We start from the raw sequence: 21974 nt of genomic DNA, 5'->3' as shown, positions 1-21974 counted from the left end.
TGCTTTAATAGGTCGACATCGATTTTGCGCACGGCCCAAACGGTCGCACCTCCGTGGTATCGCCCATTAAACATGTTAGCCGGGGCTCGTTTGGTGTGCTAATTTCACGAACCATGACTTCAGCCAACTGCCGATTGAAACTGGCTTTGTAGGGATTACCACCTGGCGCGAATGCTGCTCGCTCAATCAATATCTTTCGTCGCTCTAACCTCCCTAACTTTAAATGAATGACGATTCTCAGCAGTCTCTCGTCGAATTCGACGTTGATTACAGGTCCTGTCGAGAGAAACTCGTTAATCGAAGCACAAAAATCTGCATCGGTAGCAAAATGTTGTACTCCGACCCTCTGTTTCAGTCCGACTTCATCAGGATTCAAAAACGTCACAATCCATCCCACTGGGAGAATTTTTGAAACGTAGGGTAAATCATTTAATGTGACGTCATCCGATAGGTTGAGCATCAGATCAAACTTTGCGTCATGCCAATTCAAATCGTCCCAATTGGAGAATCTTTCATAGCAGACACCGCTTTCGCGCAAGCGTGCGGGACGTAATTTCCAGTTAGCCGCATAACTATTTAACTTCGAACTTATCGAAACAGAAATCTCATTGGCGGACTCTTTAATTTCAACCGCGACAGCATCATTTGACAGCTCCGTGATAGATCCACGAACTTCTTCGGTTATCTTGAGTATTGCCTCAACAAGAGTGTCATAAAAGTCCATTGCAACAAATTTGAGGAAGTCTCCACCTCGCGCGGCGATCCAAACACGTCCGCAATATTCTTGCTTAACTAGGTCGTCTAACTCCAAGCCCAGTCCGCGTGCAATCTTCATAACAGTATCTGCAGATACTAATTTCCCATTCATAGCACGCTGAACAGTCTTGTCATGAATACCGCATTGCAAGGCAATGACATTGTGTTTTTCAGTAGTGTGCGCTCTCAGTCCTGCTGAAATATTAAAAGACTCATTAGAGTTACTTGATGGCATCCTGTTCTCCTTTTTTGTAGGTGCCAACTGAATCTATCTCTCTAAATACTCTAATTACAGACATTGCAGTGGACAGTGGCGGACACCTCAGCGCTAACAAACATAAGCAGCCAAATGTCATCGCGCAATCGAATATTCCTGAAAAAGCCGTGCCGTAAGCGGATACTTCAACTTCCACGTAATACTCATCGGCCGTTCTCCCTCACTTTTTACGAACTCGAGCGGTCCACAAGCACGATAGGGTTGCTGCTTGTTTAGTCGGACAAATAGCTGAAAGCGCCAGCCATTTGTCGCACTTTCAAGGTAGCGACGCCCAGCTGTGGTGTGAGGTGCAGCAGTATTTTGAGTTTGCCAATGAAACAGTTCTCGGTTGATCGCATAGTCATCGTATGCGACACCTTCATGCAGCGCGTTTTGCTTGTCGAGGGTGACAAAAAGCAGCTCTATCTTGGCTTCTTGGTCACGCCAAACACCCTCTCGCACCGCTGCAAAATGCGATTCGGTATGGTAACCAACTGCGGTCATAATCTCTCGATTTTGATAGGCACTATGCAGCTTCAAACCCGATGACTCGAGCTCCGGTAACGGACTAAATTGCTCGTTCGTGGCAGCATCCAACGCGTCAGCAAGCTCCACCAACTCGACCAATAACTCTGGCGTACGCGACAAGTCATCAAGAAACCCATCAACCGTCTGAATACCACTTCCTCCGCATATTTGATAAGCCAACATGAGCGCACGCTTACGCGAGAGAGCATCGGTATCAAGCGAACCCTTACCGATGGCGCGCATCACTGCCAAATAATCGGGATCGTCGATGTGTAACACATCTTTAAAGCGGCGGTTGAGGCGAGTTTCGAGTTCCGAAGGTCTATCTTCCAATATCTGTGCATCACGCTTTAAACGGGTCCAGCCCGAAGCGCCATTCTTTCGATAAATATCCTCGAACTCTAAAGCTTGCTCGCGAACGAATTCTGCTAAATGAACATCTTGCACTCCGTGTCGCGCTCGGTAACTGGTAAGTTCAGTTTGCAGACGATTCCAATTCAAATTTACGGCAAAGCGTAAACTCTTCAGAATCTGCTCACGCGCTTGCTTTTGCATTTGCAGATAACAGCCCGGCGGCAAGTGTCCAAAACCGTATTCAACGCCATCAACCACTTGTCGTTTCGACAAGCCTGTAATTGCGCTGTACAAAATATCGAAACGAAAGTCTTCTGAGTACTGGCCAACAAAATCAAGAATCAAACAACTTTCTTTCCCGTCATGAAGACGAAGTCCCCGCCCAATTTGCTGCTGAAACAAAGTCACACTTTGTGTCGGACGCAGTAACAAAAGTGTATCTACAAACGGTAAATCGACACCCTCGTTGTAAAGATCAACTGTCACAATCACGTTGATTTCTCGTCGTTCCAGAAGCTTCGGTAATTGTGCTCGTTCTTGCGCTGGCGTCTGACCTGTGACGAGTGCAGCTTTAACGCCATGCCCATTAAAGAATCGTGTCATATATTCCGCATGAGCAATTGAGACGCAGAACGCCAATGCTCGGCATTCCGTGATTGAACTCACATGCTCTTCCCAGGCGCGCAACACCGCAAGGGCGCGGCCACGTTCTCCGGTGAGCAACTGGTCCAATTGTGCTACCTGATTTGTGCTCCGCCAGTTGACACCGGAATAATCGATGCCATCAGCACACGCATAGTATTCAAATGGTGCAAGTAATTGCTGCTCTAAAGCGTGCCATAAGCGCATCTGTGCAGACGGTGTACCATCTGGTCTCAAATCAAAATGCTGGAGAATATTTAATCCATCAGTACGCTCAGGCGTTGCGGTCAAGCCCAAAAGATACTTCGGTTGAAGACCCTCTATTAGTTGAAGAAAGGAGGGAGCAGCGATGTGGTGACACTCATCAATGATAACCATATTCCAATAATCAGAGCCGAGCTCTTCAACCAGCTCCCGACTATTCAAACTTTGGATGGTCGCAAACAAATGAGTGTAGGACTCCGGTTCATATCCGTCCGCTAGGTAATCACCAAAGTTTCCGTTACGCATGACATGTCTAAATGTCTGTAGTGACTGCTGAAGAATTTCCTTGCGGTGCGCCACAAATAACAGTCTCGGTTCGCCGCCCTCCTGCTTACAAAGTCGCTTATAATCCAGCGCCGCCATCACCGTCTTTCCCGTACCTGTGGCAGCAACTAAGAGGTTGCGGTATCGCCCATGTGCACGCTCATTTTCAAGCTGATCGAGAATAATTTGCTGGAACGGTTTTGCCTGGATATCAAAAAATGTGGTGATAACGTTGTCACCATAATCACGCTGGCCACTTTCTCTAGCTAGCGCGGCTCGTAGCTCGTTTCGATGAGTCTCATTATGTGGATCAAAGGTCTGAAACTCCTCGTCTTGCCACAAGGTCTCGAAATGCGCACGGGCGCGTTGATACAGGAAGTTTTGGCTTTTTTCGGTGAACTTTACCGTCCACTCGAGTCCGCCCATTAGTGCCGCACCAGAAAGATTAGCACTCCCCACATAAGCGGAGCCAAAACCTGTTTCACGCTCGAAGATCCAAGCCTTCGCGTGCAAACGATTACGACGGCCATCGAGGGAAACCTTAACTTCGCAGTTTGGTAACTCAGCCAACATTTGCACTGCTTTAAGATCGGTCGCACCGGTGTAAGTTGTCGTAATAATTCTTAAACTTGTGCGCGAGTTTTGCTGCGCATCGACCGCGGTTATATCCCGCAGCAGATTGATGATTTTGCGAACACCTGCCACGGTGATAAAACTCATCAAAATGTCGACATGCTTACAACTCGAAAGCTCAGCTTTGAGTTCATGAAATAAAGCAGGTGAGTCTTTTCCTGAGGTAAACAGCCACGGTTGTGCCATACCAACCTGCGGCAGGTCCACGCTATGGTTTGGTTTGTGAAGCGCTCGCAGAACCTCAGGAGGACTAAGATAACTTGATTGCGGTTCGATATTCGCAAGCTGACGTGCGTAGACGATTAAGTCGTTTAGAATTTCAATTTGACGATGTAGACGCTGATCAGATTTACTTCCGTCGCTTTGCAGTTCTGCTAAAGCATTGGATATTTCTTCGGTGAAAACTTCGGCTAAATGACGACTACTCGTTGTTAGATCTAGCCTTTCGCTTATTTCTTCTAAACCTGAATCTGCAATCTTTTGCGCCAGCGCATCATTTTTCAGAAGCTCGTAAAATCCTTCCTTCATTACCTGTCATCCCTAGCTTTCATGCTTGTAAGCTAAAGTGCCAGGTTTTGACCATCCGAGCAAGCAACCTACCGATGCTGGTCCAACAAAATCGCATTCCCATCCGGGTCGCGAATCATCAAGCTACCGCGGCTATCGGGGCCATCAAGGTTGGCATTAAAAACCTCGATGCCAGCAGCTTCTAGCTGCGCGCGCAGCTCGCGAATGTCGGTAAAGGGCTCAACGTTCTTGCCGCTTTGGTCCCAGCCTGGGTTAAAGGTGAGAATGTTTTCGTCGATATACTTGCCAAAGAGGCCGATCACGTGGTCGCCGTTCTTTAAAATGGCCCAACCTTGTTCGCTCATATCGGCAAGGGGTTCAAAGCCTAGTTTTTTGTAAAAAGCTAAGGATGCGGTCAAATCTTTGACTGCCAAACTCATTGAAAATGCGCCTAAGTTCATAACTACGTTCCTTTCTTACACATCCGTGATGATGAGAAATAATCTGTCTAGAGGTTAGCATCAGACTGACAATGAGTGTCTAATTTTTCACCATTCACACCAAAAAAAATTGCGTTATACTCTCACTCTACATATACACGATACCGGTGGAGCAACATGGCTGAAGCACTCGTCAACCCGCAACTTTTGAGCTGGGCTCGCCAACGAGCAGGCTTTGCTGTGGCTGACATTGCGAGCAAACTCAAGGTTCCAGCTGAAAAAATAGATGCTTGGGAGAGCGGTCTGCAAAAACCATCTTTCAGCGCCGCACAGAAGTTTGCCGCCAAGACCTATATTCCATTTGGTTTTTTGTTTCTTGATGCGCCACCAGAAGAACAATTACCGTTGCCTGATCTTCGTACCGTTGGGGACCATCCACTTGGTGGCTACAGTCTTGAATTACGCGATACTATTCTTATTGCGACCGAGCGTCAGGATTGGTATCGCGACTACTGTCTCAGCGAAGCTCGCGACACAATTGATTGGATTGATAGCTGTAGTATAAATGACCTCGTAAGTACCTTGGCCACTACTCAAATGCTACTCGGTAGCCAGTTCAGCGAGCGTCCACGTCAGTTTGAGGAGTACCTTCGCCAACTCATTCATCGCATTGAAGATATCGGCGCACTGGTAATGCGCAATAGCGTTGTCGGTAACAGTACCTCACGTCACCTGAGTGCTGATGAATTTCGCGGTTTCGCCATCACTGATGACTATGCCCCTGTCATTTTTATTAACGCGTCCGATGCTCCGCAAGCGCAGCTTTTCACGCTTATCCACGAATTTGCTCACTTGCTGGTTGGTGAGTCTGGCGTGTCCGACCTAAGCCCCAAAAACACGAACCACGTTGAGAAGTTCTGTAATCGCATCGCTGCCGAGTTTTTAGTCCCGTCTAACGAGTTCCAAGCAGTTTGGCAACATGAACTCGAGGATTGGCGTCGCAACCTGCCCGACCTTGCCTTGCACTTCCATGTAAGCCAGTGGGTGATAGCACGCCGCGCTCTTGAATTTGATTACATTGATAGCGCCACTTTCTGGACCTTTTACCGAGAGGTGCTGAACGCACATAACAAAAAGAAGCAAGACCAAGCTGGCGGGCCATCCTACTACCAGCTGATAAGTACGCGATATAGTCGCAAATTAGCTCGCGCAGTAGCTAGCGAGGCGCTCAGCGGACGTATGTTACTCCGTGACGCTCATCATCTTATCGGCGTAAAGCCCGATAGCTTGAAAAACTTTGCTGACAAGGTGTTGGGCTGGTGATTTATCTTTTAGATGCAAACTCGTTCATTGAGGCAAAATCACGGCATTACCGCATGAAAGTTGTTCCTGCCTATTGGGATTGGTTACTGAAGCGACATCAAAAATTTCAGTTGCAAAGTATTGATCAGGTCTACAACGAACTTACACGTTCATCAAAAAATGGTGACGACTTACACTTGTGGTCGCAGTCACAAAAGCACTTTTTCGGAGATTCAAAAAGTGAAGTTGACCAGAGCAACTTCGCTGTTATTGCGAACTACGTTTCAACTCACTTACGCTACAAAAAAGCAGAAGTGATAAGGTTTTTAGATGGAGCAGATCCTTGGCTAATCGCAAAAGCTATGACTTTGAATGCCACGGTTGTTACTCATGAGAAACCAACAGATGAATTTAGCACCAAAGTAAAAATCCCAAATGTTGCCAAACAGTTCCATGTTCCAACGACTGACATCTTTGACGTGCTGGAAGCTTCTGGCGATCAGTTTATTCTCTAGCTCCTAATCACAGTTCTCCAACACCCAAATCGCCACGCCTTCGGCGGTTTTGTCCATCAGCCCGAACGATTTGCCGATGTTGATGCCGAAGCCGACGTTGCCGCCATAGCCACCGACACCAGTACCGACGTATACCGAATCATCACGTTGTTCGCCAGTGCGTTTCAACAACACGCCGTTGGCACCCACTCGAGCGGCGGCTTCGCGCAAGCGCAGCAACACAGCGTCCATTTGGGCTTGTTCGCTAAAGGTGAACGAGGCGTCGCTGGTGGCGGTCAACAAGGCGATGGCTTCAAAGCAAGCGGGGTCTTGTAAATATACGGTCACTTGGTCGGCTGTCAGCGGCGCGCGGGCGGTGCCAATCATGTTGGTCGTACTGGGCGACGCGCAGCCGACCAGCGCGCTCATCGCCAATATCACTATCAAAGCTCGCCACATGATTGCCTCCTAAAAGCGCTAGAGCCCCGCATTCTCAGGGCTATTCAACGACCAGTCATAGTCAGTGTAGCGAATGCGAATGTCGCCCGCCAATGCTTCTTCCTGCTCGAGGGTATCCGCCAACACAGTAATTTATTTTTCATAGTGATAACGGCATTGCAGTATCGTCAAATGCCCCTCTTCGTAGTGATAGACTAAACGGTGTTCACGGTCGATACGGCGTGACCAGAAGCCCGTGAGGCTGCCCTTCAGAGGTTCGGGTTTGCCCAAACCGGCAAAAGGGGTGCGCATGCATTCTTTGATCAGCTTGTTGATCGCTTTGCGCTTTTGCGGCTGCTTTTCCCAAGACAGGTAATCTGCACAAGCATGTGGCGTCCAACTTAATAAACACTCAGTCTTCTTGGTCATCGATAAGGCCCCGCTGCGAAGCCTTACCTTGCTTAAATTGCTCGATGGATTCTGCCAAACGGCTAGCGTTGGCAGGCGAGCTAAGCAGGTGGATGGTCTCTTCCATGCTGGTATAGTCTTCCAATGAGAGCATCACTACTGGACGCCCTCGCTGACTGGTAATCACCGTTGGAATATGGTCTTCGGCAACGGCCTCCATGTGACCTTTAAGCGCTGCTCGCGCTTCGCTGTAGGTGATAACTTTAACGGTCATAAACATGCCTTGTGCTAGCGAATAACACAATCATTGTACTGAACATTGTACAATCAAGCAATGTGAGTCTCGGCCGTTCTTTAGCGCTTGCGCGCCCGCTTGTTGCGGCGCTGCCACCAAATATAGGTGCCGGTAATCGCCAACAGTAGCGGCAGTACGCCAACAAAGCTATACCAAATTTTCACCGCAAGTCCGCCCCAAGTGCCGAAGTGCAGACGACGGAAGGCATCGAGCGTCTTCATGCCCACGCCCTGCTCGTTCAGGTTATAGGTGCTCAGGTAGTCACCGCTAAAGGCATCGTAGTTCGATACGCTGCCGTAGTTGCTGAGCAAGGGGTTCGCGGTAGGCGCGCGGCCAAACACCGTGAACGGCAATTCCGGTTCGAACGGGAACAGCAAGTACGTCGGTTTAAAGTCCTCGATGCGCTCACGACTATCGGCCACCAGCTCATCAATGTTGACCTGATCGCTATACAAGCGTTCGGTCATGATGTGATGGGCTTGGCCGCCGCCATGTTCGGTCCACTCTTCGTAAAAAATCAGGCCGTTGTAATAGACGCCAGTAATACCTAGCACCAGTAACACAGGTGAGGCAAAGGTGCCGGCCATTTTATGCAGATCGCTAAATACCACTAACATGCGCTGGTTCCAGCGCAGGGTGAAAAAGCGTGCCCAAAAACGGCGGTACATGATCAGCCCCGACACGCCCATAAACAACAAAAATAGCCCCAGCGTTAAGCCGATGAGCAGGCCTAAGTGCTCAGTGGCAAAGTTAAATTCAAGCCACTCAATGTCGTTCAATAACAAGGTGTAATGCAGCTCTACCAGCCAGTCGGTAAAGTAGTGGCTCGGCTCGGTGGGTTGGCTCTGTAACTCGCCAGTGTATGGATTCAAATGCACCTTGTGCCAAATGTCGGTGCCTTCTTTGATTACGAAAACACGATCGGCTTCGTCATGCCCAGCGGGAAAGATTTCCCAACTGCCTATTTCATAGTCAGGTAACTGTTCATTGACGCGGTTCTTCAGGGTGTCAAATGGTAAACGGGGCGCGTCCGACGGCGCTAAAGTCGCGACCTCAGGCAACAACACGCTGTCGAGTTCTTTTTTAAACACCAGAATACTTCCGGTCAGGCAAATAAGCAGAAAGGGGATCATAAAAATGATCCCCAACCAGCCATGCCACTTATGCAGTGATTTTCGTATGCTCATAACGCTAATAAAGTCCTTAGAATGCGTACGTTAGGTTAGCTGAGAAGTTACGTTCAGCGCCGTAGTAGCCCTGCGCCCAGAGTAAGCTGTTCAGGTACTTTTCGTCCGTTGCATTATTGACGTTGAAGCTCACCAGCATGGCGTCGGTGACTTGATAGCTTGCCATCAGATTCAAGCGGCCATAGGCATCTTGGGTGGTGACAATAGTGTCACCAGCGTTGGCATACATCTCACCCACAGTGCCTTGCACCCGCGAAATAGTGTCTTGCCAAATGTAGGTGGCGCCCAATTTTAATTTGTCGAAGCCCGTCGGACGGTAGGTGAGCGAGCTACGGAACAGGTTCTCAGGGGTGTAGTCTTCAACCAACTGATCACCGTCGACGGCAAACGAGGTCAACGCAACGTTACCTTGTAGTCCTGGGAGAATTTCGCCAGCGAGCTCAACCTCGAAGCCTTTGCTTTCGATACCCTCAACAGCACGATAGACCGGCTCCGGTACGCCAGTGGCTGGATTCACGACATCGCCCGCACCCACGCCAAGGTTTTCTTGCTGTACATTAAAGTAGGCCGCCGACAGCAATGCGGCGCCGTCAAACAGGTCAGTTTTAAAGCCGATTTCGCTGTTTTTACCGGTCAACGCAGGTAAGCGTTCAAAGTTCTCGTCGCGCAAGTTTTGCGCCATAAAAGTTTCGGTATACGAGCCGTAAACAGTAAGCGCGTCATTGACCGCGTAGGTCACGCCAAAGTAAGGCACGAACTCGCTCTCGTCGCGGCTTTGGTCAACGTCGTAGCCAAACCCTGCGGTTTCGAAGCTGTTGTAGCGGCCACCAGCGAGTACTTTCAAGTCGTCAGTCAACGAGAAACGCCCTTGCAGGTACACTGCTTTTTGCGTGTTCTCGATATCACTTCCCGCTAGGCCATCGGTGAATTCTGGGAATGGCGTGTTGCCGTTCCAGTCCTCTAATGCTGGCATGACTGGAAAGCCATTGCCGGTGTGAAAGTCATACAGGCTTGTGTCGATGTAGTCCAAGCGTGCGTAGTTAGCGCCCACTACCAATTGGTGCTCTTGACCAAAGGCACTGAAGGTTCCGCTTAAGTAGGCATCGAAGGTGTCTTGTTTGTCGTCAAGATCGTATTCACTGCCATAGCCGATTAAGCCCAAGCCGGTTTCTGGGTCGAGTCCTGCCGCTGGGTCTGCCAAGTAGGTATAGAACAGATAGCTGTCTTCGTCGGTGCGCACCCGGTTGTAAGCAACACGTAGGTTCCAGTAATCGCTTAATGCAGTTTCAATGTCGATGAAGCTGCGGCTTTCTTTCACGTTCCACTCTGACCAATCGGCGGCAATGTTGGTGCTGGCTTCGAAGTTGGTGGGCGTGCCGTCGCCGTAATAAAGGGTCAATGCGCCCCATAGGTTGCCGTCGGTTTCGCTATTGGTTTCGCTGTGGCCAAAGGTGATCAAGGTGTCACGCGTTGGCGCATAGTCCGCAACGGCATAGAACACTTGGCTAGCGTTGGCGTAACGGTCGAGGTAGGACTCGCGGTCGTCAGCAACCACCACTGCACGCACGCGCAGCGCATCGTTGACCACCGCTGAATAATCGGCTTCTAAACGATAGCTGTTCCACGAGCCCGCGGTGGCGCTCACATAGCCTTTCGTTTCGCTTTGTGGACGTTTGCGGACCAAGTTGACCGTCGCCGACGGACTACCGATACCGGTCATCACGCCATTGGCACCGTGCACCACTTCAATCCGTTCGTACAAGGCGGCGTCGATGCGACCGTGGGTGTTGTCATTGACGAGCGGTAAGCCTAAGCCGTCGATTTGAAAGTTATTCACCGCGAAGCCACGCGAGGTGTAGTAGGTGCGGTCGCTTTCGACTTGCTCGACGTTAATGGTAGCGGAGTTTTCCAACGCACTGTTCAAATCGTGAAGGGCAAAGTCTTTCAGTTTTTCGGCGGTAATAACGGTAACAGTTTGCGGCGTTTCTTTGATGCTCAAATCGAGCTTCGAGGCAGATTGTTGGTCTTTCGATAAATAGCCACTTTGTTGTTCACCACGAATTTCGAGGCGTTCCATGGCTTCCACCGTTTGCGGTTCTGGCAATTCGGCAGCAAAAGCTTGTGGTGTCAGGGCGATACTTACGGCTACGGCAACACGAGACAGCATTTTCACAACTTAGATCCTCTTTGGCATCTGTTCATTTTGGATGCCGGGGATCTTAATGCAAATGCGAATAGTTCGCAATACCGTTTTTTAGAGTTTAGGAATGATGCTTTTTAAGCGCTGTATATCACCCTCATGCACACCTTCGTTCGCCATGTAATGCGGCCATTCCGCAACGAGGTCTTTCACTTGCTGTAGCATTTTACGTGCTTTGAACTCCTGCACGCCAAAGCGACGCGCTTGCGACACTATATTGTCGACTGTTCCCGCTCGCCCGTGTTCGCCAATGCCAAGCGCATGTTGGCCAGATGCGCTGATGGGAAGCACATCATACGCTGGTGATAGACGCCAACCTGCTGGCCCCTTCGCACCGGGTAGCGCATAAATACAGGCGTGATTACGGGCGTGGTCATCGGTATTGCCGATGAGTACGTTAAATATCATGCGCAGATACAACTCATGTGCGTCGGTTGCTACGCTGCTGTGTTGACGTAAAAACTCGGCCAGTTGCGCATAGCTGTACCACGTCTTTAGACTTCGTTGCGTCACAGTACTGTCGGTAAGTAGGCTATTGGCACTTATAAAATGATGGCTGACCTTGTGATCACAACGGTCAAAACGTTCGACCAGCAACAGATCTTCGCCGAGCTCGCTGGTGACCACTTGCGTTGGTGCTACGGTTACAGCTTCTAGCTCACTCAGCATACGCATGGTCGCGTGCTCGACGCGCGCCACATTGTAGATATCGTCCGGGCGATTGAATTTAACAAGGTAATCGTTGCGCTGGTGGGTAAGTAGAGTTTTGGGGCGTGCGCCGCCCATACTTGAGCCGTAAATGAAAGCTTGTTTAACGGCATCTGATACGTCTTCAGCCGCAAGGATTTTATTTTTACCCTGTAACAAAAGCTCGATATCTTGCAGCGTATTCGGTGACTGCTTAGCCTTTGCTTTGTCGCGCGATAGGCTAAAGCTAATGGCGCCCACCCCCATACCAGCACCCACGATTAAAAACTCGAGTTCATTGTGCGGTTGTGTGGAGTGCAACTGCAAAATCAGTTTGCGTCCCCACGCATCTGCGCCCGCATCGCTCAAGACTCCGAATAGGCCATGCTGTAAAGTGCAGGTTTTAGTGCCGCTGGTCAGTGGTAAATGAATTGGGTCGAGGGCAAAAGCATCCGCGCGTTCAAGGTAGGAGCGACCGTAAATGAAGCGCCCAATGTTCGCCGTAGCATCCAGTTCGATACGCCCACAGATGATAGGCTCTGCCGCAAGTCCCTCGATAAATACATAAGCACTAGAAATCATCATCAAGCTCACTATCGGCGGTTTGGCGTTTGCGCTCTGGCAAATGACTGGCGGCGCGCAATTTTTCATCCGCAACTTGCATAAATGCATCAAGTTGCCCTAGCACCGCTAAAGCCGTGAATAACGTTTCTGAGTTGACCGGTTGTCCCTGTTCAATACGGGTCAAAGTGCGCTGGCTGCACCCAATACGTGCTGCCAACTCACGCTGATCCATACGTTGCGCGCGATGGCGCTTGATAAGCTCGCCAACGACCTGATGAAATTCATTCACTACTTGCATGACTGTTACTCTCACTATGACTTGCCTCTATAGTAGTATTATTTGGCGTTTTAGCAATTATTTCGTCATATTTTACCTATTAAAGTTTCGAATTAATTGTGCACAGTCGTTGACCTCTTGTTGCAAAGGCGTTGATAATGAATGACGACTTGATACTCAATAAATGGAACTTATATGTCCGCTCGACCCAGTATTTTCATTTCAGGTGCGGCTGCCGGAATTGGCCGCGCAACGGCGTTACGCTTTTTACATGAGGGCTGGCGAGTGGGAGCTTTCGATATCGACAGCGCCGCGCTCGAGCAGCTCGCCGGTGATGTGCCCGTCAACTTTTATGGCAACTTTATGCGCGGTGAACTCGATGTCACTGACAACGATTCGTGGTGCGCGGCGTTAGCACGCTTCGCCGAAACCACTGAAGGCGGCGGCATTAATGTGGTGTTTAACAATGCTGGAGTGTTGTGCTCGGGGGATTTTACCGCGACTGCTATTGAAGACCATGAACGCCTGTTACGGGTGAATGTGCAGGGCGTACTCGCCGGCTGCTATCACGCCTTACCGCATCTCGAAGCCGCTGCTGGTAGCCGCGTTGGTGCGCGGGTGATTAATATGAGTTCGGCCAGTGCCATATACGGACAACCGGCGCTGGTCAGTTATTCGACCAGCAAGTTTGCCGTGCGCGGCCTCACCGAAGCACTGAACCTTGAATGGCAAGACAAAGGCATTAACGTGCTCGACGTCATGCCGTTATTCGTACAAACACGCATGGTCGAAGGTGAAACCACGCCGACCATGCGGCGTTTGGGGGTGCGCTTAGCCCCCGAGGATGTTGCCGAGACAGTAGTGCGCATGGCCTACTATCGCGGCAACCGCGTGCATTGGCCGGTCGGCGGCCAAACCAAACGGATGCTGCTGGCCAGCAAGCTCGCGCCGAGCTCGCTGGTACGTGCAATCAACCGCTGGTTGGCGCGCGCTTAAGCAGGAAATTAACCCTGCTTTTCGGCAATGTAGTCGTCAACAAACTGCTCAAGTACATTTAAAGGTACTGGGCCGTTCGCTAACACCACGTCGTGGAATTCGCGGATATCAAAGTCATCACCGAGGGCGGTTTTGGCTTTCTCACGCAGTTCCAAGATCTTATTCATGCCAATTTTGTAAGCCGTTGCTTGGCTTGGCATCACAATGTGGCGCTCGACCATTTTACGCGCGTCCGCTTCGGCGTTTGGCGTGTTGTTCACGTAAAAATCGATGCTTTCTTCGCGCGTCCATTGTTTGGCGTGAATACCAGTGTCGACCACCAAACGCACTGCGCGCCACAGTTCCATCGCCAAGCGACCAAAGTCAGAGTAAGGGTCTTCATAGAAGCCGATCTCTTTCGGTAACAATTCGGTGTACAAGCCCCAACCTTCAGAGTATGCCGTCACGCCACCGAATTTGCGGAAGCTTGGAATGTCTTCTAACTCCTGCTGAATGGCGATTTGCATGTGGTGCCCTGGGATCCCTTCGTGGTAAGCCAAAGCTTCCATCTGGTAGGTTGGCATCGAGGCCATATCGTACAAGTTCGCATAATAGATGCCTGGGCGCGTGCCATCCGCTGACGGACGCTGATAGAACGCCTTACCTGCTGATTTTTCACGGAAGGGTTCCACCGCTTTGACGATCATGTCGGATTTTGGCTTGGTGATGAACAGTTCATCGAGGCGGGTCCGCATGGTATCAATCAGCGCGGTCGCTTCTTTTAGGTATCGTTCGCGACCTTCTGCGGTATCCGGATAGATAAAGTCTTGGTTATTACGCATGTGTACGAAGAACTCTTGCAAGGTGCCTTCGTATCCCACTTTCGCCATGATTTCGCGCATTTCATTGTGAATGCGGTCGACTTCGCTCAAACCGATTTGATGAATTTCTTCAGCGGTGAGGTCAGTGGTGGTAGTGCGCTGCAACGCATTGTTGTAAAACGCTTCGCCGTCTGGGAATTTCCAGGCGCCGTCTTTGGTATCGGCTTGCTGTTCCAGCTCTTCAACCGCAGCAATCAGGCTTTCATAGGCAGGTTTAACCGATTCCAGCATTGCTGTGCGCGCTTGCGACTGCAGCTCTTGGAATTGCGCTTCTTCAATATCGAGGTTGCCGATTTTAGTGTTGAAGTCTTCCCACAAGGCACTGGCTTCGCCGTCATCGAATGGCGCGCCACTGATGATGTTTTTGCTATCGCTAATCACGTACGGATAGACAAACTTAGGTGCGATAATGCCCTTTTCTGCACGTAACTTGAGGGCATCTTCGAGTTGTGTGAACAATTCAGGTAGGCCATTCAAGCGCGCGATATAGTCCTGTGCATCGTCCACATCTTGAATGCGATGCTGGTTGATGAGCAATGACGCAACGCCTGAGTGCATGCCAAACATTTGATTGACTGGGTAGTTGTAATGGCGCCATTGGTAGTCTGCAATTTCTTCTTCGAGCTCTTGCTTCATCAACTGCCAGCTCAAGCGCGTTTGCTCGTTCAGCTTGGCAGGGTCAATCGCATTGATTTGGGCGAGGTGTTGCTTGGTAAGCTCGAGGTCTTCAGCGGCGCTGGCTTCGGAAATATCGTCCCATTTGTCTTGGTCATCTTCGATACCTAGGCGGGTTTGGAACATTGGGCTGCGCATGACATTTTCCATGAAAATGTCTTCAAATAACTGATTGGCTTTTTCTGATTCAGCGGCGATAACCTCGGCTGAAGGCGCGGCTGGTGCAGTTTGTTGGGCTTGCTGATTTTGCGTTTGCGCGTCGTCATTGCTTGGTGCTTCTGAGCATGCACTGACCAATAACGCCAACGAAATCGCAGCGGCTAATTTAGCTTTGTTCACGGCTCTCTCCTGTTGTAGTTGTAGTCCCCCTAATCTACACAACTTCTCGCGTACGTAGTAGCACGTACCCAACAAAATCATTTACAACAGAATAAGTTTTGACCTATCTTTGCAAATAGCCCTGCGCTGAATAAAAGACACCGAGAGAATGTGACGATGACATCAAAACTTTCCTTTATCTGGCAACAACGCTTTAATCGCTTGCACACTAAGCTATTTCCGAAGCTCATTCACTTTTTGAGCGCGCAAGTACCGAAGCAAGAAGCCGAAGAAATTGCGCAAGAAGCATTGCTTAAAGTGTATCAGCGCTTGCAGGATGCGCGCGCCAGAAACGAAAAATGGTCAGATGAAAACTTAGCCGCACTTACCTACACCATCGCGAAAAACTTAGTGATTTCACGCGCGCGGCATCTCAAAATCCGCTGGCAGTATCATGAAGAGCAGCGCATGCAACTGAGTATGGCAGCGACCCACAACGCCGAACAAAGTGTGATTAACGAAGACATGAACCGCCATTTACTGGCCGCAATCAATCGTCTTCCCGCTATCTGCCGTAACGTCTTTATCTTGCGAAAAATTCATAACAAGCGCTATCAAGATATCGCCACCGAGCTTAATATATCGGTGAAGACCGTCGAAAATCATCTCGCAAAAGGCATGAAGCTATGCCGCCAATACATGATTGAGTCGGTCAACGAGGAGTCTCAGCAAAGCCGTATGGATTCAACAGTATGCAAATAGAAGACTGGATTGTTCACGACATTCCCGATGACGTCATCGACCAAGCATCTGACTGGATTGTGCAGTTAGACAAGCTTGAGCACGACGACGCCTTCGCCGCGGCTTGTCCATCGGCAACACTGTTGCGCCAAGATTTCTATGACTGGTTGAACCGTGACCATTTGCATCAACTTGCCTTTTTACAATTGTCTGAGATGTGGGCGAAGTCATCGATGCTGCGGCACATGGAGCATCTGATCGACAAATCCGAAGTCATTCAATTTCCAAACCTGCATGCGGCGCCTGCGCTTGACGTTGAACCCGGCCCCATTCTTATCGACCATCACGACACCCTTTCAGCGCCAGCTTGGATGTACAACGTAGTGATTGGCTTGGTTGTGGTAGGCACCTTGATCCCGTTCTTGCTGTAAGTTTTTTACCCTCCGGAAGAGCCGTCGAAAAGTCCCTCGTAAAAAAAGTTTCATTTGCGATAGGGGGATTTCTGATCTCGTGCGTTTATTACTTGAACTACAGAAGTCAGTTAATAAACATACGAGAGACTGCTCATGAATAAATACAATAAATCAGTATCGACTCAGGCGAAGTTAACCAAAGTCGCAACCGCTGTGGCATTGGTCTTGTCGTCACAAGCTTTTGCCCAACAAGTTGAAAACGACACCGAAGCAACCCAAGAAGACAAAGCTGTTGAACGCATTACGGTAGTCGGTTCCAACATCAAAAACGCGCAAGTGTCAGAAGCACTGGCGGTTTCGGTGATTGGCGCCGAAGAAATCGGTGAGTTAGGCGTTGAGTCACTGGATGATCTACTCCAGCTGATTCCAGAAAACGGTCAGAACTTTATGAGTGAGGCCGAGAATATTTCCGGTGGCGTCAACTCTGCCCGCGGCGATGTGGGCTCTTACAACTTACGTAACCTGGGTACCGGCAACACGTTGATCTTGTTAAACGGTCGCCGCATGGTGAACTCCGCAACCTATCAAACCGAGGAAGTCGGCGGTAGTTTCGTGCCGGTGAACTCGGCTAACGTCAATATGATCCCAGTATTTGGCCTCGACCAGGTTGAAGTTTTACGTGACGGCGCCTCGGCAATTTACGGTGCGGATGCCGTGGCCGGTGTTGTAAACCACGTGGTGAAAAGCGATTTCGTTGGTTTTAATGTGTCAGCGCGCTACTCCGATTTTGAGAACTTCTCGAGCCCAGCACAACGTTTGCAAATCGAATGGGGCCAAGATTTTAATGACGGCCGCACCAACGTCAGCTTCTTCGGTGGCTTCTACAAGCGTGACCGCATTAACTCACAAGATGATGAGCGTTGGGCGGATTCAGATTTCCGCTGGCGCATTCCAGAAGGCTCACCTTGGGCCGGTGACACGCGCTTCCGTAACGACAGCGCCAACTCACTCTACGGCCAGTTTGACCTCATCACGCGGGCATCGGGCGTTGGCGTAAATGGCACCATTACCGATAACGCTGGGGAATTTGAGACCTACCCGGTCGGCGACCCACGCTGTCAGTACGATATTAACGAATACATTTGCGGTGCGGTCGATGGCCAAGGTCTGTATCGTTACAACTTAAACGCAGACCGTGATTTACGTTCGAAAATGGACCGCACCAACTTGTTCCTGTTCGTGAATCATGAGTTCCGCAATGGCGTCGAGAGTTTTACCGAAGTCTCGTACTACGAGTCAAACACCAACTTACGCCGCCATCCGACAGCCCCGTTTAGCGCCGTTAAACTGCGGGTCGGTGCCGAGAACTATTACAACCCATTGGGTCCGTGTGGTTCGCCGAACCGCCTCCCTGACGAGCTGATTCCGGGCGTGCCGTGCAGCGGTCTTGAACTCGAAATCGATAACTACCGGTTTGCGGAAATTCCACGTATCGTCAACAACGACGGTGACTCGTATCGCTTCTTGCAAGGCTTCCGTGGCGTGTGGGGCATGTGGGATTGGGAGGGTGCATTTACCCACTCGAAAGCCACCAAAGACGACCTCACCTCTAACCGAGTCTCGAATAACCTGATGGCCGAAGCGCTGTTTGACCCAACGCCAAACGCCTATAACCCGTTCAGCGGCGGCGTGAACAGCAACATTGAACGCGCGTTAATCGATGTTTATCGCAAAAGCGAAACTGAACTGACCATGTTCGATTTCAAAATGGCGAATCCAGCAATTTATGAACTGCCTGCAGGGCCAGTTGGCTTCGTTGCCGGTGTCGAATATCGTGAAGAATCGTTTAAAGATGACCGTGATCCGCGCTTAGACGGCACCATTGTCTTTACCGACTATCAAGGTGATACCTACCCGTTCGTGTCCGACGTGGTGAACTCGAGCCCAACTCCTGACAGCAGTGGTGAGCGTGATGTCACCTCGTTGTTCACCGAGTTCCAAATCCCAGTGCTGGAAACGCTCGACGTGCAAGCGGCGATTCGCTATGAGGACTTCTCTGATACGATCAGCACTACGGTTGGCAAAGTCGCCTTCGGTTGGTCGCCAACGGACATGTTCATGTTGCGTGGCTCGTGGTCAGAAGCCTTCCGTGCACCAAACCTCGTCACTATTAACGAGAGCATTGTTGCCCGTAATAACACGCGCACCGATTATGCGTGTTTATATGCAGCAGAGTTTGGCGGTGACCCGAACCAAGACGAATTGGATTGCCGTAATTCGATTCAACGGGTCGCCCAGGGTAGCGATCAGTTGGTTCCTGAGGAATCCACCAACACTAACCTCGGTATCGTTTTCAATCCAATCGATGACCTGACGCTCACCGTTGACTATTGGACCATCGAGAAGGAAAACACCATCGGCTTGTTCGGTGAAGAAAACCACACCTTACTCGACTTAGTGATGCGTTTAGAAAACGGCCTGAACAACTGTGACAGCGCAACCTTCAACGCTGCCGTTGAGCGTGGTGAAATTGACCCGGGTACCGCTGGCTTTTACGAGGCTGCAGGTATCTGTCCAGCAGGCACGATCTCGCAAATCACCGACCAGTACGCTAACCTCGATACCCGTGAGTTAGCAGGTTTCGATATTGGCATTTACTACACGCTTGACTCTGAAGTGGGTCGTTTTAGCTTCAAATACAACGGTTCATTCCTAGAGAAGTTTGAGCAAAGCGCCGGTGGTGATGCCGCGGTATTGGTTGAAGCACAAGAAAGTGGCGTACTGCCTGCATCCTTCCCAGTCACTGGCTTCGCCGATTTGATTGGTCGTGATGGCAACCAAGAGCAGCGTCATTCTGCTCGCGTTTCATGGCGCAAAAATGCGTATGCAGCGTCACTAACGGGTAACCGCATCGGCAGCTTCTACCAAAGCAGCTTGACCCTAGATGATGGCACGCTCTATGTGATTCCTGCCATGACCACGTACAACGCGACCTTTGATTACACGACACTGATAAATGAAGTCGATACGCGCTTCCGTTTCGGTATCGTGAATCTATTTGACGAGCGCGCGCCACTTGCTGATGGTTACTTTGGCTTCTTCTCAGATGCCCATCGTGACTATGGTCGCCAGTTCTATCTAGACGTAAGTGCACGATTTTAATTAACCTTCTTAATTAGGATGTAATCATGCACGCAACTGAAACACGCGCCCCAGAGCGGGCGCGTTATCAAAATATTGGGCTGTTACTCGGGCCCATCTTATTCTTCGTAATGATGCTGTTCGATCGCAGCCAAACCACCATGGACCCAGCGGCGTGGCGGGTTGCTGCGGTAGGGCTATGGATGGCGGCATGGTGGGCGACTGAGGCGGTTTCGGTGCCAGTCACCGCATTCTTGCCGATGATCATGTTTCCGTTTTTGGATGTGACCACCATCGCCGACGCCAGCAGACACTACGCGAACCCCACTATCTACTTGTATTTGGGTGGCTTTATTTTGGCCATTGCCATCGAAAAGTGGCAATTACATAAACGCATTGCGTTGTCGATCTTGTCGGTAACCGGTACCGACGGCAAGTTCCTCATCGCCGGCTTTATGGCGGTTGCAGCGCTGTTGTCGATGTGGATGACCAACACCTCAACGACCATGATGCTAATGCCGATTGCCTTGTCGGTGGCCAATATGATCGCCGAGGAGAATAGTCATCTCAACGCCGGTGAGCTCAAGTCGTTTCAAAAGGCGATGTTATTGGGTCTCGCCTACGCAGCTACTATCGGTGGCCTCGCAACCTTGATCGGTACACCGCCAAACGCTTTGTTAGCCGCGTTTTTGATCGAGAATTACGATATCCACATCACTTTCGCCAGTTGGATGTTGGTGGGTGTGCCGGTGATGTTACTGATGTTGCCATTGGCGTGGTACTCGCTGACGCATTTTACCTACAAGGTGAATATTCCGGCCAACCCTGAGGTCAACGATCACATCAAAAAAATGGTGACTGATTTAGGGCCTATGAGCAAAGCCGAAGCACGCGTAGGTGCGGTGTTTTTACTGGTGATCACCTTCTGGATTTTGCGCCGTCCGATTTCCGCGTGGCTCGGTATCGATTTTCTGACCGACACCGGTATCGTCATGGCTGCAGCGCTGTTGCTGTTTTTGCTACCAAGCGGCTCGCAAAAGCAAGCGCAACTGTTGACCTGGGAAAACGTGCAAGGACTGCCATGGGGCGTGTTGGTTCTGTTTGGCGGTGGTTTGAGTCTGGCAGCTTCTGTTTCAGACTCTGGTTTGGCGGCATGGCTTGGCGGTAACTTGATGCCGCTTGGCGCCTTTGGTGTGATTGCGTTGGTTTTAGCGGCCACAGGCTTGGTGATCTTCCTGACTGAACTCACCAGCAATGTCGCTACCGCGGCAACCTTCTTACCGGTTGTCGGTGCGGTTGCACTAGAGCTTGGCGTATCGCCGCTGCTGCTGTGTATTCCCGTTACCTTGGCGGCAAGCTGTGCCTTTATGCTACCGGTAGCAACGCCACCCAACGCGATTGTGTTTGCCTCGGGTAAGCTGACTATACCTGACATGGTGCGCGCGGGATTTGTACTGAACGTCATCGGCATGGCTTTGTTAACCGTTGTCTCGATTTGGTTAGCACCTATGGTGTTCCTTAACTAACAAGGGGTCTTGTCATGGTAGGTAAACTGTTAGCAGCTTGGCTCTGTGCACTGGCGCTGATTGCGCCAGCCCAGGCCGACGAGGAACCCAAGCGCGTGTTGTTTGTTGGTAATAGTTTCAGCTTCTACAGCAATGGAATTCACAATCACTTCGCCAACTTGCTGCGCGCTGAAGGTGCGTGGCAAGCGGGTGAAAATCGCGTACGACTGCTGACTTTATCCGGTGGTCATATTCACGAAACCGGCCGGCTGCTCAACAGCTATTTGAGCAGCGGCGACGACGATTGGCACGCGGTGGTGTTACAAGGCCACAGCAACGAGCCGATTGACGAGAAAAAGTCGGCACGCTTTGAAAAAGCCATGGAGCTGATGATTAAAGCGCTGCGCGAACGCGACATACAACCGCTGCTGTTGATGACTTGGGGCTATCAAAATGAGCCGTCGATGAGTCGCAAACTGCAAGCGGCCTATGAGCGTGTAGGTAAGCGCCACGACGCATTGGTGGTGCCAGTTGGTGTCGCCTTTGCCGCCGCGGCCGAACAGCACCCCGACATTCATTTGTTTGTGAAGGATGTGCGGGGCGCAACTAACGAGCAATTACTTTATCGTCGCGATATCAAACATCCAAGCATGGCAGGCACCTATTTGGCCGCCTGCGTCATGTATGCAAGTTTGTATCATCGCAGCCCGGAGGGTAACCTGTTTACCGCCGACTTAGATGCGGATACCGCGCGCACATTGCAACGCTTGAGTTGGCAGGTGGTGGCGGATTATTTTGCGTTGACGACAACGGAACAGGAGTGAGAACA

19 protein-coding genes are annotated in these 21974 nt (G+C 50.4%); 8 read left to right on the top strand and 11 right to left on the bottom strand.

Annotated elements, in window-relative coordinates; translation table 11 throughout:
* Positions 1 to 4: 4 nt before the first annotated feature.
* The 3 genes from IDAT_RS03595 to IDAT_RS03585 form a co-directional block, all read right to left on the bottom strand.
* On the bottom strand, positions 5 to 991 hold the full coding sequence (locus IDAT_RS03595; protein ID WP_034730579.1) for a hypothetical protein: 987 nt from the start codon (positions 989 to 991) through the stop codon (positions 5 to 7).
* Positions 992 to 1108: 117 nt separating this feature from the next.
* Positions 1109 to 4225 (bottom strand): DUF3427 domain-containing protein, encoded by a 3117-nt coding sequence (locus IDAT_RS03590; RefSeq protein WP_034730578.1) that lies wholly within the window; start codon positions 4223 to 4225, stop codon positions 1109 to 1111.
* Positions 4226 to 4293: 68 nt separating this feature from the next.
* The gene (locus IDAT_RS03585) at positions 4294 to 4665 is read right to left on the bottom strand and encodes a VOC family protein (protein WP_034730577.1); all 372 of its coding nucleotides are present in this window, start codon (positions 4663 to 4665) and stop codon (positions 4294 to 4296) included.
* A gap of 156 nt (positions 4666 to 4821) precedes the next feature.
* Here IDAT_RS03585 and IDAT_RS03580 point away from each other — a divergent pair, with 156 nt between their 5' ends.
* Entirely contained in the window at positions 4822 to 5967 is a 1146-nt protein-coding gene (locus IDAT_RS03580; protein ID WP_034730576.1) for an ImmA/IrrE family metallo-endopeptidase, read from the top strand.
* Positions 5964 to 6461: a DUF4411 family protein gene (locus IDAT_RS03575; protein ID WP_051986553.1), complete on the top strand. Its 498-nt coding sequence runs from the start codon at positions 5964 to 5966 to the stop codon at positions 6459 to 6461. Before IDAT_RS03580 ends, IDAT_RS03575 begins: the two co-directional genes overlap by 4 nt.
* 3 nt (positions 6462 to 6464) lie before the next feature.
* Here the strand turns inward: IDAT_RS03575 and IDAT_RS03570 are convergent, their stop codons facing one another.
* The 7 genes from IDAT_RS03570 to IDAT_RS03540 all read right to left on the bottom strand — a co-directional run bounded on the left by IDAT_RS03570 (position 6465) and on the right by IDAT_RS03540 (position 12517).
* Entirely contained in the window at positions 6465 to 6899 is a 435-nt protein-coding gene (locus IDAT_RS03570; protein ID WP_034730573.1) for a hypothetical protein, read from the bottom strand.
* Between the two features lie 132 nt (positions 6900 to 7031).
* Complete coding sequence (locus tag IDAT_RS03565) at positions 7032 to 7307, bottom strand: Txe/YoeB family addiction module toxin (RefSeq protein WP_034730571.1); 276 nt, start codon at positions 7305 to 7307, stop codon at positions 7032 to 7034.
* On the bottom strand, positions 7291 to 7560 hold the full coding sequence (locus tag IDAT_RS03560) for a type II toxin-antitoxin system Phd/YefM family antitoxin (protein ID WP_034730567.1): 270 nt from the start codon (positions 7558 to 7560) through the stop codon (positions 7291 to 7293). Before IDAT_RS03560 ends, IDAT_RS03565 begins: the two co-directional genes overlap by 17 nt.
* Before the next feature lie 80 nt (positions 7561 to 7640).
* Positions 7641 to 8768 carry a PepSY-associated TM helix domain-containing protein gene (locus tag IDAT_RS03555; protein WP_081909738.1) on the bottom strand — a complete coding sequence of 376 codons (1128 nt, stop codon included), beginning with the start codon at positions 8766 to 8768 and terminating at the stop codon, positions 7641 to 7643.
* Positions 8769 to 8784: 16 nt separating this feature from the next.
* A complete protein-coding gene (locus IDAT_RS03550) occupies positions 8785 to 10935 on the bottom strand; it encodes a TonB-dependent siderophore receptor (RefSeq protein WP_034730829.1) in 2151 nt (716 codons plus the stop codon).
* An 87-nt stretch (positions 10936 to 11022) separates the two neighbouring features.
* Complete coding sequence (locus IDAT_RS03545; RefSeq protein WP_244441596.1) at positions 11023 to 12240, bottom strand: type II toxin-antitoxin system HipA family toxin; 1218 nt, start codon at positions 12238 to 12240, stop codon at positions 11023 to 11025.
* Positions 12227 to 12517: a helix-turn-helix domain-containing protein gene (locus tag IDAT_RS03540; protein ID WP_034730564.1), complete on the bottom strand. Its 291-nt coding sequence runs from the start codon at positions 12515 to 12517 to the stop codon at positions 12227 to 12229. Before IDAT_RS03540 ends, IDAT_RS03545 begins: the two co-directional genes overlap by 14 nt.
* 174 nt (positions 12518 to 12691) lie before the next feature.
* On the opposite strand from IDAT_RS03540, the gene IDAT_RS03535 reads away from it, so the two are divergent.
* Entirely contained in the window at positions 12692 to 13492 is an 801-nt protein-coding gene (locus tag IDAT_RS03535; protein WP_034730561.1) for an SDR family oxidoreductase, read from the top strand.
* A gap of 8 nt (positions 13493 to 13500) precedes the next feature.
* On the opposite strand, the gene IDAT_RS03530 is transcribed toward IDAT_RS03535, so the two are convergent.
* Positions 13501 to 15366: a DUF885 domain-containing protein gene (locus IDAT_RS03530; RefSeq protein ID WP_034730558.1), complete on the bottom strand. Its 1866-nt coding sequence runs from the start codon at positions 15364 to 15366 to the stop codon at positions 13501 to 13503.
* A gap of 156 nt (positions 15367 to 15522) precedes the next feature.
* Between IDAT_RS03530 and IDAT_RS12960 the strand changes: the two genes are divergently transcribed.
* The 5 genes from IDAT_RS12960 to IDAT_RS03505 all read left to right on the top strand — a co-directional run bounded on the left by IDAT_RS12960 (position 15523) and on the right by IDAT_RS03505 (position 21969).
* Complete coding sequence (locus IDAT_RS12960) at positions 15523 to 16107, top strand: RNA polymerase sigma factor (protein ID WP_051986551.1); 585 nt, start codon at positions 15523 to 15525, stop codon at positions 16105 to 16107.
* Positions 16098 to 16517, top strand: coding sequence for a FecR/PupR family sigma factor regulator (locus IDAT_RS03520; protein WP_034730555.1), 420 nt, complete (start codon positions 16098 to 16100; stop codon positions 16515 to 16517). The genes IDAT_RS12960 and IDAT_RS03520 overlap by 10 nt, the downstream gene beginning before the upstream one ends.
* A gap of 135 nt (positions 16518 to 16652) precedes the next feature.
* Positions 16653 to 19661, top strand: a complete 3009-nt coding sequence (locus IDAT_RS03515) for a TonB-dependent receptor domain-containing protein (protein ID WP_034730552.1) — start codon at positions 16653 to 16655, stop codon at positions 19659 to 19661.
* A gap of 26 nt (positions 19662 to 19687) precedes the next feature.
* Positions 19688 to 21166, top strand: coding sequence for an SLC13 family permease (locus IDAT_RS03510; protein ID WP_034730549.1), 1479 nt, complete (start codon positions 19688 to 19690; stop codon positions 21164 to 21166).
* Between the two features lie 14 nt (positions 21167 to 21180).
* Positions 21181 to 21969, top strand: a complete 789-nt coding sequence (locus tag IDAT_RS03505) for an SGNH/GDSL hydrolase family protein (RefSeq protein WP_034730546.1) — start codon at positions 21181 to 21183, stop codon at positions 21967 to 21969.
* Positions 21970 to 21974 lie beyond the last annotated feature (5 nt).

The sequence above is a fragment of the Pseudidiomarina atlantica genome (assembly GCF_000753735.1).
Classification (GTDB): Bacteria; Pseudomonadota; Gammaproteobacteria; order Enterobacterales; family Alteromonadaceae; genus Pseudidiomarina; species Pseudidiomarina atlantica.
Note: the sequence above shows the minus strand (reverse complement) of the source record. Positions and strands in the feature narration are given on the sequence as shown.

Excerpts from the sequence above, each read along its gene's own strand:
- IDAT_RS03565 (WP_034730571.1), bottom strand. The coding sequence starts at position 7,307 with ATGACCAAGAAGACTGAGTGTTTATTAAGTTGGACGCCACATGCTTGT.
- IDAT_RS03520 (WP_034730555.1), top strand. The coding sequence starts at position 16,098 with ATGCAAATAGAAGACTGGATTGTTCACGACATTCCCGATGACGTCATC.
- IDAT_RS03595 (WP_034730579.1), bottom strand. The coding sequence starts at position 991 with ATGCCATCAAGTAACTCTAATGAGTCTTTTAATATTTCAGCAGGACTG.
- IDAT_RS12960 (WP_051986551.1), top strand. The coding sequence starts at position 15,523 with ATGACATCAAAACTTTCCTTTATCTGGCAACAACGCTTTAATCGCTTG.
- IDAT_RS03545 (WP_244441596.1), bottom strand. The coding sequence starts at position 12,240 with ATGATGATTTCTAGTGCTTATGTATTTATCGAGGGACTTGCGGCAGAG.
- IDAT_RS03580 (WP_034730576.1), top strand. The coding sequence starts at position 4,822 with ATGGCTGAAGCACTCGTCAACCCGCAACTTTTGAGCTGGGCTCGCCAA.
- IDAT_RS03515 (WP_034730552.1), top strand. The coding sequence starts at position 16,653 with ATGAATAAATACAATAAATCAGTATCGACTCAGGCGAAGTTAACCAAA.
- IDAT_RS03540 (WP_034730564.1), bottom strand. The coding sequence starts at position 12,517 with ATGCAAGTAGTGAATGAATTTCATCAGGTCGTTGGCGAGCTTATCAAG.
- IDAT_RS03570 (WP_034730573.1), bottom strand. The coding sequence starts at position 6,899 with ATGTGGCGAGCTTTGATAGTGATATTGGCGATGAGCGCGCTGGTCGGC.
- IDAT_RS03585 (WP_034730577.1), bottom strand. The coding sequence starts at position 4,665 with ATGAACTTAGGCGCATTTTCAATGAGTTTGGCAGTCAAAGATTTGACC.
- IDAT_RS03510 (WP_034730549.1), top strand. The coding sequence starts at position 19,688 with ATGCACGCAACTGAAACACGCGCCCCAGAGCGGGCGCGTTATCAAAAT.
- IDAT_RS03505 (WP_034730546.1), top strand. The coding sequence starts at position 21,181 with ATGGTAGGTAAACTGTTAGCAGCTTGGCTCTGTGCACTGGCGCTGATT.
- IDAT_RS03555 (WP_081909738.1), bottom strand. The coding sequence starts at position 8,768 with ATGAGCATACGAAAATCACTGCATAAGTGGCATGGCTGGTTGGGGATC.
- IDAT_RS03560 (WP_034730567.1), bottom strand. The coding sequence starts at position 7,560 with ATGACCGTTAAAGTTATCACCTACAGCGAAGCGCGAGCAGCGCTTAAA.
- IDAT_RS03535 (WP_034730561.1), top strand. The coding sequence starts at position 12,692 with ATGTCCGCTCGACCCAGTATTTTCATTTCAGGTGCGGCTGCCGGAATT.
- IDAT_RS03590 (WP_034730578.1), bottom strand. The coding sequence starts at position 4,225 with ATGAAGGAAGGATTTTACGAGCTTCTGAAAAATGATGCGCTGGCGCAA.
- IDAT_RS03550 (WP_034730829.1), bottom strand. The coding sequence starts at position 10,935 with ATGCTGTCTCGTGTTGCCGTAGCCGTAAGTATCGCCCTGACACCACAA.